General features: G+C 64.7%; 13 protein-coding genes and 2 riboswitches. Of the genes, 8 read left to right on the top strand and 5 right to left on the bottom strand.

The genetic code is table 11. The features are described 5' to 3' along the window. Window positions 1-165: 165 nt before the first annotated feature. Window positions 166-368, bottom strand: a riboswitch (cobalamin riboswitch). A gap of 89 nt (window positions 369-457) precedes the next feature. Beyond that, complete coding sequence (metE, locus tag AC1Q6Z_RS25305; RefSeq protein ID WP_492649683.1) at window positions 458-2,791, bottom strand: 5-methyltetrahydropteroyltriglutamate--homocysteine S-methyltransferase; 2,334 nt, start codon at window positions 2,789-2,791, stop codon at window positions 458-460. Window positions 2,792-2,891: 100 nt separating this feature from the next. Continuing rightward, window positions 2,892-3,106: riboswitch (cobalamin riboswitch) on the bottom strand. 186 nt (window positions 3,107-3,292) lie between these two features. On the opposite strand from metE, the gene AC1Q6Z_RS25300 reads away from it, so the two are divergent. From AC1Q6Z_RS25300 to AC1Q6Z_RS25285, 4 genes are all read left to right on the top strand, one after another. Then, window positions 3,293-4,285, top strand: a complete 993-nt coding sequence (locus AC1Q6Z_RS25300; protein ID WP_439618663.1) for an endonuclease/exonuclease/phosphatase family protein — start codon at window positions 3,293-3,295, stop codon at window positions 4,283-4,285. Between the two features lie 61 nt (window positions 4,286-4,346). Next, a complete protein-coding gene (locus AC1Q6Z_RS25295) occupies window positions 4,347-4,517 on the top strand; it encodes a hypothetical protein (RefSeq protein WP_435265384.1) in 171 nt (56 codons plus the stop codon). Between the two features lie 7 nt (window positions 4,518-4,524). Continuing rightward, window positions 4,525-5,163, top strand: coding sequence for an alpha/beta hydrolase family protein (locus AC1Q6Z_RS25290; RefSeq protein ID WP_492649682.1), 639 nt, complete (start codon window positions 4,525-4,527; stop codon window positions 5,161-5,163). Between the two features lie 99 nt (window positions 5,164-5,262). Beyond that, window positions 5,263-5,439 (top strand): hypothetical protein, encoded by a 177-nt coding sequence (locus tag AC1Q6Z_RS25285; RefSeq protein ID WP_256116135.1) that lies wholly within the window; start codon window positions 5,263-5,265, stop codon window positions 5,437-5,439. Window positions 5,440-5,546: 107 nt separating this feature from the next. Here AC1Q6Z_RS25285 and AC1Q6Z_RS25280 read toward each other — a convergent pair whose 3' ends face one another. Then, window positions 5,547-6,494 (bottom strand): alpha/beta fold hydrolase, encoded by a 948-nt coding sequence (locus tag AC1Q6Z_RS25280; protein ID WP_439618662.1) that lies wholly within the window; start codon window positions 6,492-6,494, stop codon window positions 5,547-5,549. 269 nt (window positions 6,495-6,763) lie between these two features. On the opposite strand from AC1Q6Z_RS25280, the gene AC1Q6Z_RS25275 reads away from it, so the two are divergent. Further along, window positions 6,764-7,081 carry a DUF1883 domain-containing protein gene (locus tag AC1Q6Z_RS25275; RefSeq protein ID WP_492649681.1) on the top strand — a complete coding sequence of 106 codons (318 nt, stop codon included), beginning with the start codon at window positions 6,764-6,766 and terminating at the stop codon, window positions 7,079-7,081. Here AC1Q6Z_RS25275 and AC1Q6Z_RS25270 read toward each other — a convergent pair. Together AC1Q6Z_RS25270 and AC1Q6Z_RS25265 are read right to left on the bottom strand one after the other, a co-directional pair. Then, window positions 7,078-8,385 carry a replication-associated recombination protein A gene (locus AC1Q6Z_RS25270; RefSeq protein ID WP_439628677.1) on the bottom strand — a complete coding sequence of 436 codons (1,308 nt, stop codon included), beginning with the start codon at window positions 8,383-8,385 and terminating at the stop codon, window positions 7,078-7,080. The two genes, AC1Q6Z_RS25275 and AC1Q6Z_RS25270, sit on opposite strands and share 4 nt — an antisense overlap. Continuing rightward, window positions 8,382-9,785 carry a DegQ family serine endoprotease gene (locus tag AC1Q6Z_RS25265; RefSeq protein ID WP_492649680.1) on the bottom strand — a complete coding sequence of 468 codons (1,404 nt, stop codon included), beginning with the start codon at window positions 9,783-9,785 and terminating at the stop codon, window positions 8,382-8,384. Before AC1Q6Z_RS25265 ends, AC1Q6Z_RS25270 begins: the two co-directional genes overlap by 4 nt. A gap of 204 nt (window positions 9,786-9,989) precedes the next feature. On the opposite strand from AC1Q6Z_RS25265, the gene msrP reads away from it, so the two are divergent. Further along, window positions 9,990-10,931 (top strand): protein-methionine-sulfoxide reductase catalytic subunit MsrP, encoded by a 942-nt coding sequence (gene msrP / locus AC1Q6Z_RS25260; RefSeq protein ID WP_492649679.1) that lies wholly within the window; start codon window positions 9,990-9,992, stop codon window positions 10,929-10,931. Beyond that, window positions 10,931-11,587 (top strand): protein-methionine-sulfoxide reductase heme-binding subunit MsrQ, encoded by a 657-nt coding sequence (gene msrQ / locus AC1Q6Z_RS25255; protein WP_492649678.1) that lies wholly within the window; start codon window positions 10,931-10,933, stop codon window positions 11,585-11,587. Before msrP ends, msrQ begins: the two co-directional genes overlap by 1 nt. A gap of 13 nt (window positions 11,588-11,600) precedes the next feature. Here the strand turns inward: msrQ and AC1Q6Z_RS25250 are convergent, their stop codons facing one another. Further along, window positions 11,601-12,770, bottom strand: a complete 1,170-nt coding sequence (locus AC1Q6Z_RS25250) for a GGDEF domain-containing protein (RefSeq protein WP_492649677.1) — start codon at window positions 12,768-12,770, stop codon at window positions 11,601-11,603. 204 nt (window positions 12,771-12,974) lie between these two features. On the opposite strand from AC1Q6Z_RS25250, the gene AC1Q6Z_RS25245 reads away from it, so the two are divergent. Beyond that, the gene (locus AC1Q6Z_RS25245; protein ID WP_439618656.1) at window positions 12,975-13,685 is read left to right on the top strand and encodes a class I SAM-dependent methyltransferase; all 711 of its coding nucleotides are present in this window, start codon (window positions 12,975-12,977) and stop codon (window positions 13,683-13,685) included. Window positions 13,686-13,706 lie beyond the last annotated feature (21 nt).

Genomic DNA, 13,706 nt, shown 5'->3' with positions numbered 1-13,706 from the left:
CCTTTCCGGCCCGCTACTGCGCGGGCAGGATTTGCTCAGAACGCCGGCGCGCATCGCCAATGGGCGAATGCGGACCGTGTCTTTCGACGAAAGGATGGAAAAGAGGAGGAACAGGGCGGCCCGAACGAGACGCCTATTCGCCTCTCGATCGCCCACCGCAATCGGTCGAGTCTTGGGTTCAAGGCTGGTTTCCGGGCTCCAGAACCGTCCTTCCGGACACTCTCGGCGCCTTCCCAGCCTGCTTGGCCAGTGGCATTTGCCGAGATTTTGGTTCCGCTACCGTTGCGGGGGCAGCGCCGGTTTTAGACCGGCTTCCCAATTATCCATCCCGACAAAGCCGGGATGGCACCCTGAACAGGCCCAACAAACCACGCGCGGGACGAAATGACCTTCGGGAATACGACATCCTCGATAGAAGCAACGACACGGCCCGGCCTTGCGGCCGGGCCACGCGTTGTTACTGCGCCGCCCGTCGCAGTTCGGAGGCGGCTGCCACCATATTGACGAGGGCGGGCCTGACCTCCTCCCATTTGCGGGTCTTCAGGCCGCAATCGGGATTGATCCAGATCTGGCGATCCTGAAGGCGCTCGCGGGCGAGCGACAGGAGATCGGTCATCTCTTTCACCTCCGGCACCCGCGGCGAGTGGATGTCGTAGACGCCTGGGCCGATCTCGTTCGGATACTCAAAGTTCCGGAAGGCATCGAGCAGTTCCATCTTCGAGCGCGACGTCTCGATGGAAATGACGTCGGCATCCATAGCAGCGATCGCGGAGATGATGTCGTTGAACTCCGAATAGCACATGTGGGTATGGATCTGGGTACCATCCGCCACGCCGCTTGCGCAAAGGCGGAAGCATTCGACGGCCCAGTCGAGATAATGCTGCCAGTCCTTGTGGCGGAGCGGCAGGCCTTCGCGAAGCGCCGCTTCATCGATCTGGATCAGCTTCGCGCCGGCCTTTTCTAGATCGACGACCTCGTCGCGGATGGCGAGCGCGATCTGCCGGCATGTCGCGCTGCGGGCGATGTCGTCGCGCACGAAGGACCAGTTGAGGATCGTCACCGGGCCGGTCAGCATGCCCTTCACCGGCTTGTCGGTGAGGGACTGCGAATATTGCCACCAGCGCACCGTCATCGGGTTCGGCCGCGAGACGTCGCCGAAGATGATCGGCGGGCGGACGTAGCGCGAGCCGTAGCTCTGCACCCAGGCATGCTGCGTGAAGGCGAAGCCGGACAATTGCTCGCCGAAATACTGCACCATGTCGTTGCGCTCGAATTCGCCGTGCACGAGCACGTCGAGGCCGATCTCCTCCTGCCAGCGGATGGCGGTTTCCGTTTCCTTCTGCAGGAAGGCTTCGTAGTCCGCATAGCTCAGGGTGCCCTTGGCATGGGCGGAGCGTGCCTTGCGCACGTCGCTCGTCTGCGGGAACGAGCCGATCGTCGTCGTCGGGAACAGCGGCAACCTGATCGCCGCCGACTGGATCCGGCGGCGCGTTTCGAAGGCGCTCGCGCGCGTCTTCATGCCCACGTCGATGCCGGCAATGCGGCCCTGCACCAGCGGGTCGGTCACCTTCGGCGAAGCGGCGCGGGCGGCGATGGCCTGCGAGGCGTCATCCAGGGCTTGCCGGACGGCATCCCTGCCCTGTGCCAGGCCCTTGCCGAGCGTCGCAAGCTCGCCAAGCTTCTGCGTCGCGAAGGCAAGCCAGGTCTTGAGGTCGGCGTCGAGCGCCGTTTCGAGATCGAGGTCGATCGGCACATGCAGCAGTGAGCACGAGGCGGCGATTTCGACCGCACCGGCGCCGCGGGCGGACACGACCGGGGCCAGCCGGTGGAGGATGGACGCGAGGTCCGCCCGCCAGATGTTGCGCCCGTCGATCACGCCGAGCGAGAGAACCTGGTCCGCACGCACGGCCTGCACGACCGCGTCGAGCTGTTCCGGCGCACGCGCCAGATCCACATGAAGGCCGGCGACCGGCAGGGCGGCGACTGCGGAAAGATTGTCCGCCAGCGCGCCAAAATAGGTCGTCAGCATCAGCTTCAGGCCGGGCGCCGCCCTGGCGAAGCCTTCATAGGCGAGTTTGAAGGCATGGCGCTCGCCCTCGGTAAGGTCGAGCGCGAGGATCGGCTCATCGACCTGAACCCAGTCCGCGCCCGCCTCGCCCAGACGGCGGAACAGCTCCTCGTAGACCGGCAGCAGCTTCGCCAGTAGGTCGAGCGGCTTGAAGGTGGACGGCCGCGCCTTCGCGAGCTTCAGGAAGGTCACCGGGCCAAGCACGACCGGGCGCGTATGGATGCCGAGCGCCTTGGCCTCCAGGAAGTGGGCGACCGGCTTCTGCGTGGTGAGGCGGAAGACCTGATCCTCGGAGACCTCCGGCACCATGTAGTGGTAGTTCGTATCGAACCATTTGGTCATTTCCAGCGCGGGAACGCCGTGGCCGTGATGGGCATGGCCGCAATCGGCAGGACCATCACCCTGGCTGCCGCGCGCCATGGCGAAATACAGCGAAAGCGGCACGTCGCCGCCGTCCCAGCCGTAGGCGGCGGGAATGGCGCCGACCATCACCGCCGTATCCAGCACATGGTCGTAGAAGGAGAAATCGTTGGAGGGAATCCGCGTGATGCCCTGGTCGCGCTGAAGCGCCCAGTTTTCGGCGCGCAGCTTTTTCGCCGTTTCGAGAAGGTCGGTCTCCGCAAGCTTGCCGGACCAGAAGCCTTCGAGCGCGAACTTCAGTTCACGATGGCGGCCGATGCGCGGGAAGCCGAGGGAGGCGACCGGGAGAGATTGTTTGGACATTGTCATACCCCATTGGTTTGTGGGGGCATGGGTTAAGCGGACGCGTGCAGGCTCTGCCGTTGCCGGCGAGATGCAGCAACCACCGGGACACCCCGCCCGTGGACGTTCTGTTGCCTTGGCAGGTCTCCTGGCTCGCGGGTCGTCGCCGCTGTCCGTCTTCCCAAGGCTTTCGCCTCAGTGACATTGTTGGACAGCAACTCGCCGCTCACAGTTGCGGGGGCAGCCCCGGCTTTGCCGACGGATCGACGCACCGGATTCCCTCTTAGCCCTGGGACGGACGGACCACCCCAGGGAACCACGACGCGGCGACTTGGCGCGATATCGCCGGCAATGTCAAGCTACATAAAGAAATCTTTATGTCTTTATTTATCGCCCGACTTAACGCAGCGTGCAGTCCTCGCCCATGATGTCATTGCAGCGTCGGGATGTGCGGGGTACATGCAAACCTCCCGTTACGGGAATCGACCTCCCGCGAATCCCGTGATGCAGAAGGAACAGTCGATGCCGATAGTGCCGCGCCGGGGACCGATCGCCCTTGCCTACCGTGTCCTCGTCCTGCCGGGCGTCATCGCCTATCTCTTCGCCGTCAGCATCGTCGTGCTTGCCGGGGACCGGTTCTGGCTGGTCGATCTGCTCACCTTCGCCTGGCCCTATATCGTCGCCGCCGGCGCGCTGCTGGTCGTCGCGGCCGTCGTGACGCGGCGCCTGAAGGCGATCGTGATTGCGCTTGCCGGGCTCGCCATTGCCCTCATACCGGCGGCCGACGTGCCGACTGCGCGCGCCTCTGCCGCGACGAGCGGCCTGAAGGTGCTGACCGCCAATCTCTATGTGCGCAACCGCGAGGACCCCGCCGTCTTCATCGATCTGCTGCGCCGGGAAAAACCCGATATCGTCGTGCTGGAGGAAACGACGGCACGCTGGGAGCAGGCGCTTTCCGCCTCAGGCCTGTTCGCCTATGAAAGCAGCGTCGACACCCGCATCCGCGACAGCCTGAAGGTTTTTTCGACGCTACCGATCCGGGCGGAGACGGAACTGAAGCGTGCCTTCACCGAGGAGCGCGCCTACAAGCAGCCGCTCCGGCTGGAACTCGACATGGGCGGCAAGCCGATCTTCCTCTATGCCTTCCACCCGGAGACGCCGCGCCGGCTCTGGCAGTGGCGCGACCGCAACGACTATCTTTCGGCCGCCGCCGACGCCGTGAAGGGCGATCTCGAAAAGGCGCCGGTCATCGTCGCCGGCGACTGGAACACACCGACCTGGTCGCCCTTCTTCCGCAATTTCTTGAAGCAGGCCGGCCTTGCCTCCACGGCGGGCGGATGGTTGCAGCCGGTGACGCGCTTCAGCCTGAAACTCGATGCGCTTGCCTATATCGGCGCCTCGATCGACCATGTCGCCGTCTCGCCGGATATTTCCGTGCGCGCGCGCCGCGTCGGCCCGTCTTTCGGCTCGAACCACCTGCCCGTCATCGCCGAACTCACCCTGCCCGAGACCTGAAAGCCTCTCGTCTCGACGGGAAAATGCCCTATCTTGGAAGAAAGCAACACGGGAGATGACGATGCCGACCGAGAAGGACAGCCCGAAGACCTCGCTGGAAGCCGAGCGCGCCCGGCAGAAGGACAAGGACGCCAAGACCGAGCAGGATGATTATCTGGAAGAGGCGCTCGAAGAGACCTTTCCGGCGAGCGACCCGATCGCGCCCGGCGACGTGAAGGATCACGCGAAGTGAGGCAGCGATGAGCGCCCGCTTCCTGTTCACCGGCCCGGAAGACGCCTCCACCACCCTGCTTCTCGCGCATGGCAGCGGCGCGCCGATGGATTCGCCGGCGATGACCGCCGCGGCCACGGCGCTTGCGGCGGAAGGCCTGCGCGTCGCACGCTTCGAGTTCTCCTATATGGCCGCCCGGCGCACCGAGGGCAGCCGCCGGCCGCCGCCGAAGGCCGAAACGCTGAACCCGGAATTTCTCGACGTCGTCGCGGCGCTCGCGGCGAAGGGGCCGCTCGTCATCGGCGGCAAGTCGATGGGCGGACGCGTCGCCAGTATGGTGGCTGACGATCTGTTTGCCGAGAGCCGCATCGCCGGCCTTCTCTGCCTCGGCTATCCGTTCCATCCGCCGGAAAAACCCGCGCAGCTGCGCACCGCCCATCTGATGGGCCTCAAGACACCGGCCCTCATCTGCCAGGGCACCCGTGATCCCTTCGGCACCAAGGAGGAGGTGCCGGGTTACGGCCTGCTGGACAGCATCCGCGTGCTCTGGCTGGAAGACGGCGACCATGATCTCAAGCCGCGCAAGAGCATCTCCGGCTTTTCCGCCGCCGACCACCTCGCCACCATGGCGAAGACGGTGAAGGCCTGGACGGAGCCACTTGGCTAACCCCTGTTCCATGCGGAACAGCGCACAACACGGTCCCATGCGATTGTTCAGTCACTGGATGGAACGAACCATCCCAACCGAACCAGAAGGGACCCCATCATGCGCAACTTCATTCTCGCCGCCGCTGTCGCTCTTACCGCCGTCGCTTCCTTCGCCGCCCCCTCGCAGGCCGGCTATTACAGCTACGACTACCAGCCCTATTGCGTCATCAAGAAGATCAAGAGCTACGACTACTACGGCAACCTGATCATCAAACGCGTCCGCGTCTGCCACTGAGCGCTGCCCCGATCTGGGGTCGATTGGAGTGCGGCTGCCGCCGGCAGACGGCCTCACGGACGTGATGAAGCCCGGATGCGATCCTCGCATCCGGGCTTCTCTCTTTTTTAGTTATTACCGACCTGGCCGGCCCAGCTCTGGGTGTTGGTCTCGCCATTGAGGAACGGCAAGGCAGTGCTGACGAGCGCCGGGGCCGCGAAGGTCTCGTAGTGGGTCAGGCCCGGCAGAATGGCGAGGCGGTTCTTGGCCATATTCTCCCGCATCCAGCCGGCATCCCGCAGCCCGCCGCCGAGCTTCTGGTAAAATTCGACGATGTGCTCCGGGCGGATCATGTCGCTATCGCCGAAGATCAGCATGACCGGCATGGAAAGTTTCGCCACCGCATCGGAGGCGTCATAGTCGCCGCGCATCGCCGCACCCATGGCGTCGAGCAGTTTCGGGAATTCCGAGACATCCGGCGCGACGGCGGCGTAGGATTTGTACATCGGCGTTTCCTTCATCATCTCGGCCATGGCGCCGGAAACCGCCGCCTGCTGCGGCAGCATTTCCGGGAAGAAGCCGTTCCGCGCGAAGGGTGCGGAGGCGATGACGAGGCGGCGCACCTTATCGGGTGCCTGCGCCGCCATCTGCAACGCGACGCCGCCGCCAAAGGAATAACCAAGGACGTCGACCTTGTCGTAACCGAGCTTTTCCACCAGCTCGGCCATGTCCGCGCCGATTGCCGGGATATCGATCGGCCGGTTGCCGAGCGGCGTGCGGCCGTGGCCCTGGAGATCGACGCCGATCACCTGGCGCTTGTCCTGCAAAGTTTTCAGGTTGGCGCCGAACATCTCGATCTGGCCGAGGCCGCCATGCAGCAGCAACAGCGGTTCGCCCTCGCCGCGGATCTCATAGTAATAGTTGATGCCGTTCACCTCGAGATGGCCCGCCTTGTCCGGCACGCCGGCCTCGCCCTGCAACGGGTTTTCCTTGATCTCTTCAGCCAGGACGGCGGCCGCCGGCACGAAGGCGGCAAGGGCGGCGGTCACCAGGGTGATGATGGTCATTTTGGGCATGTCTCTCTCCTCGGGGTTCTGACCGGCAGGCCCGCCGGTTTCATGCCTCAAGGACGACGGCCCCATGCCCGCGCCGACAGGGCGGCGTGATTTTTTTTGCAAAGGGCTTGAGAAACGGATTCAAGCGGCTGCCGGATTGATTCCGGTTTGGCTCGCAACCATTTGAAAACAATATGCTATCGAAGAATGTCGGCCACCATTGGCACGGAAGGGAACATTAACCGGCGCATGCGAACATTAGCGCAAAACCAGATACATCCGGGCAGGCCATGGCACACAGCTTTTCCTACACGCATTACGATCTCGACATGCAGCGCGGCGGCACGACGATCGAGATCACGCTCTCGGCGGTCGCCAATGTGCGCCTGATGAGCCACGCCAATTTCGACCTGTTCAAGAATGCCCGCCAGCACAAATTCCTCGGCGGCGTCGCCAAACAATCGCCGATCCGGCTGAAGATACCGGAAAGTGGCCACTGGCATGTGGTGGTCGACATGGAGGGGCATACGGGCAAGGCGGAATCGTCGATCAAGATCGTGCCGCTGGCGCCGCAGAAGCCGCCGCAGCGTTTCAACGCAGCTTCCTAGCTTCGTTCCTTGCGCAGCTTCGCCCACCATTCCAGCCGCTTGCGCAACTCCCGTTCGAAGCCGCGCTCCGGCGGGTCGTAGAAGGTCCGGCGGCCCATCTTTTCCGGAAAATAGTCCTGGCCGGAAAAGGCGTCCGGCTCGTCGTGGTCGTAGCGATAGCCGTCGCCGTAGCCCTCGCCCTTCATCAGCTTGGTCGGCGCGTTGAGGATGTGTTTGGGCGGCAGCAGCGAGCCGTTTTCCTTCGCCGCGCGCATCGCCGATTTGTAGGCGGTGTAGACGGCGTTGGATTTCGGCGCCGTCGCGATGTAGATGCAGGCCTGCGCCAGCGCCAGCTCCCCTTCCGGCGAGCCGAGAAAATCATAGGCGTCCTTCGCCGCATTGCAGACGACGAGCGCCTGCGGATCGGCAAGGCCGATATCCTCGACGGCCATGCGCACCATGCGGCGGCAGAGGAACAGCGGGTCCTCGCCGGCATCCAGCATGCGCGTCAGGTAGTAGAGCGAGGCATCCGGATCCGAGCCGCGCACCGCCTTGTGCAGGGCGGAGATGAGATTGTAGTGGCCGTCCTGCGACTTGTCATAGACCGGTGCGCGGCGCTGCACGATGCGGAAGAGATCGTCCTGCCCGAAGGTCTCGTCGGCGCGCGCCGCGCGCCAGACTTCCTCCGCCAGCGTCAGCACCGCCCGCCCGTCGCCATCCGCCATGCGCAGCAGCGACATGCGCGCCTCCTCGTCGAGCGGCAGCGGCTTGCCCTCGCTCGCCTCGGCGCGCTTCAGAAGCTCCTCCAGGCTGGTCTCGTCATGCGGCTTGAAGGTCAGCACCCGGGCGCGGGAGAGAAGAGCGGCGTTGAGCTCGAAGGACGGGTTTTCCGTGGTGGCGCCGACGAGCACGATCGTGCCGTCCTCCATGACCGGCAGGAAACTGTCCTGCTGGGCGCGGTTGAAGCGGTGGATCTCGTCGACGAAGAGCAGCGTCTGGCGCCCGCCCATGCGGCGCGCGCGGGCGGCATCGAACAGCTTCTTGAGCTCGGCGACGCCGGAGAAGATCGCCGACGTCTGCTCGAAGGCGAGCCCGGTTTCGCCGGAAAGAAGCCGCGCCACCGTCGTCTTGCCGGTGCCGGGCGGCCCCCAGAAGATCATCGAGCCGAGCGAGCCCGCCTCGATCATGCGCGAGAGCACGCCGTCCGGGCCGGTCAGGTGTTCCTGGCCGGAGACTTCGCCGAGCGTGCGGGGGCGCAGGCGATCGGCAAGAGGCCGCTTCGCCGCCATGTCCTCCGGTTCACGCGGGGCGAAGAGGTCGCTCATCGGAAGAACTGGCGGATGCGCTGGCCGTCACGCTCGATCTCGACGCGCCAGATGGACGGGTCCTCGTTGACGAGGGAGGCGAGATTCTCGGTCGAGGCGACCTGCGTGCCGTTCAGCTCGATGATGATGTCGCGCGGCTGCAGGCCGATGCGCGCGGCCGGCGAGCCGCGGTTGATCTCCGTCACGACGACGCCGGTCGTCACCCGGTTGGTCGGCATGCGCAGCTCCTCAGCGACGCGCGGCGAAAGATTGGCGACCACGGCGCCCGAGAAAGGATTGCGGCCTTCGATCAGACGTTCGTCGCGCGGCGTCGTTTCCGGCGCGCGGTCGAGCGAGAGAGTCAGCTCCTCTTCCTTGCCGTTGTTGACGACCGTGATGCGCGCCGTGCCGCCAATGCCGACGGTGGTGAGGCGATAGCCGAGCGCATCGGGATGTTCGACGGAGACGCCGTTGACGGCGGTGACGACCTCGCCCGCCTTCATGCCGGCCTTTTCCGCCGGGCTGCCGGCCTGCACCTGCGAGATCAGAGCGCCGCGTGCCCGCTCCAGGCCGAGCGCCTCGGCGACTTCAGACGTGACCGCCTCGAAGGTCGCGCCGATGAACGGGCGGTCGAAGCTGGCACTGCCGTTTTCGGCGCTGGCGACGAAGGTCTTCACCAGATTGGCCGGGATGGCGAAGCCGACGCCGTTCGAGCCGCCGCCGCGCGAGAAGATCGCGGTGTTGATGCCGATCAGCTCGCCGTTCATGTTGATCAGGCCGCCGCCGGAATTGCCGGGATTGATCGAGGCATCCGTCTGGATGAAGAAGCCGAAATCGCCGGAACGGACCTGGTTGCGCGCGAGCGCCGAGACGATGCCGCTCGTCACCGTCTGGCCGACGCCGAACGGGTTGCCGATGGCGAGCACCAGGTCGCCGACCTGCACCGCGTCGCTGTCGCCGAGCGGCAGCGCCGTGAAATCGGCATCCGCCTTGATCTTCAGCACTGCAAGGTCGACGCGCTCGTCCTTCAGCACCACCGTGCTTTCATATTCTCGGCCATCCGCCAGCGCGATCTTGATGTCGCTGGCCCCCTCGATCACATGGTTGTTCGTCACCACGATGCCCTTGGAACCGACGATGACGCCCGAGCCGAGTGACGACTGCTTTTCGCTGCGGTTCGGCATGCGCTGGCCGAAGAACTCCTCGAAGAAGGGATCGCCTTCGAAGATCGAGCGGCGCTCGACGACGCGTTCGGCATAGACATTCACCACGGCGTTCTCGACCTGCTTGACGAGCGGCGCGAAGGAGAGTTGCATCTCCGTGCGCGACTGCGGCACGGTGCGCTCTTCGGCGGTTGCGGGCGCGACCAACGCGAGCGCAACGACGAGCGGGGCGGCAAGCAGGATGCGGACTTTCGGCATGGACGAGTCTCCTTCGTGTCTGCGCCACGATCAGATAGGATTTCGCGGGAAAAAAGGCAAACTGCGCCGCGCCGGACCGAATGATGAGCGTCACGCGCAACGCACGAAAAAGTGGTCACCGGAAATCTTTTGCGGCCGTTGAAACAACACGAGCCTTGTTTACGTAGGAACCAGGGAAAGCAACCAACAGATCGAGCCCCCACCATGTCCTTCTACCGCCCGCCCCGCGTCCCCGCCTCGCAGATCACGCCGGAACACTGTTTCCTCAGCCGCCGCTCCTTTCTCGCCGCAGCGGCGGGTGGTGCACTGGCGGCTGCGGGCTCGGCCGCTTTCGCAGCGCCGCTGACGGCGTCCAAAAGCCAGTATATGGTCGACGAGACGCTGACGCCCGAAAAGGACGTGACCAGCTACAACAATTTCTACGAATTCGGCACGGGCAAGGGCGACCCGGTGGCCAATGCGACGGACTTCAAGCCGACGCCGTGGACGGTGAAGGTTGACGGGCTCGTCGGCAAGCCGAAGGAATTCGGGCTGGAAGAGCTGCTGGCCCTGCCGCTCGAAGAGCGCGTCTACCGCATGCGCTGCGTGGAAGCCTGGTCGATGGTGATCCCGTGGATCGGTTTTCCGCTTGCGGCGCTCCTCGACAAGGTCGAACCGCTGGGCGACGCGAAATACGTCGCCTTCGAAACCGTCGTGCGGCCGGAGGAAATGCCGGGCCAGTCCGGCTTCTTCCAGCCGCTACCCTGGCCCTATGTCGAGGGTCTGCGGCTCGACGAGGCCCGCCATCCGTTGGCGATCCTCGCCGTCGGCGTCTACGGCAAGACGCTGCCGAACCAGAACGGCGCGCCGATCCGCCTCGTCGTGCCTTGGAAATATGGCTTCAAGGGCATCAAGTCGATCGTCCGGATCACCCTCACCGACAAGCAGCCACCCTCCACCTGGAACCTCTCCGCCTCGAACGAATACGGCTTCTACGCCAACGTCAATCCGGAGGTGGACCACCCGCGCTGGAGCCAGGCGAGCGAGAACCGCATCGGCGAAGGCGGCTTCTTCGGCGCGAACCGCCGCCCGACGCTGCCCTTCAACGGCTATGCCGAGGAGGTCGCGGGCCTCTATTCCGGCATGGACCTTCGGGCGAATTTCTGATGGCGAGCCTGCCCGCCCTGCCCCGTAAATATCATGCGGCGTCGATCTGGCTGCTATATGCCGTAGGCTTCTTGCCAGCGGCCTATGGCTTCTATCTCGGCGCGACGGGCCGCCTGCCCGGCAATCCGGTCAAGGAATTCGAGCACCTGCTCGGCCTCTGGGCGCTGCGTTTCCTCGTCGCAACGCTCGCCATCTCGCCGATCCGCGATCTCTTCGGTATCAACTGGGTGCGCTATAGGCGGGCGCTCGGGCTGCTCGCCTTCTGGTACGTGCTGATGCACTTCCTGACCTATATGGTGCTCGACCAGTACCTGAATTTCGCAGCCATCATCACCGACATCGCCAAACGGCCGTTCATCACCATCGGCATGGCAGCCTTCGTGATGCTGATTCCGCTGGCGCTGACCTCGAACAATTGGTCCATCCGAAAACTCGGGCCACGCTGGGTCAGGCTGCATAGGCTCGTCTACGTGATTGCGGCCTGCGGCGCGCTGCACTTCGCCATGGCGGTGAAGGTCGTGGGGCCGGAGCAATGGCTCTATATCGTCCTCGTCCTCCTGCTTCTCGCTTATCGATTGATACGGCCCATATTACGCGGGAAGAAACGGGCAAGGCCGCAGGCGACCACCGTTCGCGGGCAGGAACGCTCGGCCTAGCCGAGGCCATTCATTATACGATGAAGAGCTTCGGCCCTGCCTGCGGCGATCCCTCCACAACGCTGCTGACGACCCGGTTGCGGCCATTGCTTTTTGCGAGATAAAGCAGCCTGTCGGCGCGGCTGATCGCATCATGGATGCTGTGGTCGCCCGCCGCGGTTACTGCCACGCCGAAGCTGGCGGTGATCGAGCGGTCGATGCCGATGCCGCTCAGGTCACGCTCAGACAGCGCAATGCGGACGGTGTTGGCAAGCGTGTGGGCGTCCTGCAGGCGGCAGTTCGGCAGATGGGCGATGAACTCTTCTCCTCCGAAGCGCGCCACGGCAACGCCCGGCCAGGAGAGCGTGCGCAGCAGGGCGGCAACCTCCCGAATGGCTTCGTCGCCTGCGGCATGCCCGAACCGGTCGTTGATCGACTTGAACCAGTCGATGTCGGCAACGATGATGGCGGCCTCGCCCTTTGCGGCGCGCGCATTCTGGCCGATAAACTGCTCGAAGCCACGGCGGTTGAGAAGGCCGGTCAGCGGATCTTCCTCCGCCGCCTTCCGGTGCCCCTCGACAATGCGCAGCGCCACCGATGCAAGCGCCGTCAGGGCCATCAGCAGCGCGCCGATGGTCGCCGTGATCTGCATGACGAAGGCGTAGGACGAGCCGATGAATTCGTCCATCGCCAGCGTGCCGGCCATGACGAAGAATACGACCGTGCGCACGGACGTCTCCAGCACCACGAAACCCACTGCACCGAACAGCGCGCGATCGATCCAGCTGCTCGACCGGTGCCACGAGGATGCAATCGCGACCAGCAGCAGGGCGCAGCAGGCGACATCGCTGATGAAGAGCTCGAAGCGCAGGCTCTCTGCGGCGAGAACCGCGTAGCCGATACCGGCATAGGCGAGCGCGGCCATGGCAAGGCGGGCGCCTACAAGGCGGGGCGCGTCGAAGTGGGTGACGAGAGCGTGGCCGTAGAGGAGGAAGGCGCTGAGGAAAGCGGCATCCGCCGTCAGCGCCACCACGAAGACCGGTGCGACGGCTTGCAGAAGCGGCGCGAGGAAGCCGATCGCGGCACAGAGGTAACCCGCGCCCCAGAACAAGGCGGCGCGATTGCCGAAGCGCGCCACGACGAGGAATGCGACGCCAAACAGGGTGAGAACCATCGGCAGCAGATATGCGAAATTCTCGGCCATCACTCAAACTCGATTAAACTCCGCCAGAACTTTAAATCCCGGGGCTAAAGACAATCCGTAGGAATATGCTTTCCAAAATCTTTCCTCAGGATTTTGACGGTGCGTCAGGCGTTAACCGCCACCGCCGCGCCTACCACCAATGAGATATTCCCGGCGACGGATGGATAGCTGGCGCGACAGAATCGCCCGATCCATCCTGACACCATGGAAACGCTCGAAAACCAGCGCACCTTCTGGAACACCTGGAACGCCGACAACCGGGAAGACCGGATCAGCGAGGTCTCGCGGCGCCAGGCGGAAGTCATCACCGGCTGGCTCGACGAGCAGCCGGGCCGCAACCTCGATATTCTCGAAGTCGGCTGCGGCACGGGCTGGTTCTGCCCGCAGCTCTCCCGATATGGCCGCGTCACCGGCACGGACCTTTCCGACGACGTGCTGCGCCGCGCGCAGACCCGCTGGCCCGGCGTCGGCTTCATCGCCGGCGATTTCGCGACGATGCCGTTTGCGGACGCCAGTTTCGACGTCATCGTCAGCCTGGAAGTGCTCTCCCATGTCGCCGATCAGGAAGCCTTCGTCGCCCGCATCGCCCAGCTTCTGCGCCCCGGCGGCATGCTGCTGCTCGCCACGCAGAACAGGACCGTGCTCAGCACCCATTGCAAGATACCGCCGCCTGCCCCCGGACAGCTGCGGAACTGGGTGGACCGGTGGCAGCTCGACGCATTGCTCCGGCCGCATTTCAACGTGGAAAACCTCGTCTCGGTCACGCCCATCGCCCACAAGGGGTTTCGCCACATCCTCGCCGGACGCAGGCTGAACGCCCTTCTGGGACCTGCCGTGGGCCATGCATGGCGCACCATCATGGAACGGCGCGACTGGGGCTGGACGCTGATGGCACGGGCGCGAAAGCCGAAATAGCCGCAAAGAAAAAGGCCAGGG

It is taken from the genome of Shinella sp. GW835-FHT14H05, assembly GCF_058793575.1.
Note: the sequence above shows the minus strand (reverse complement) of the source record. Positions and strands in the feature narration are given on the sequence as shown.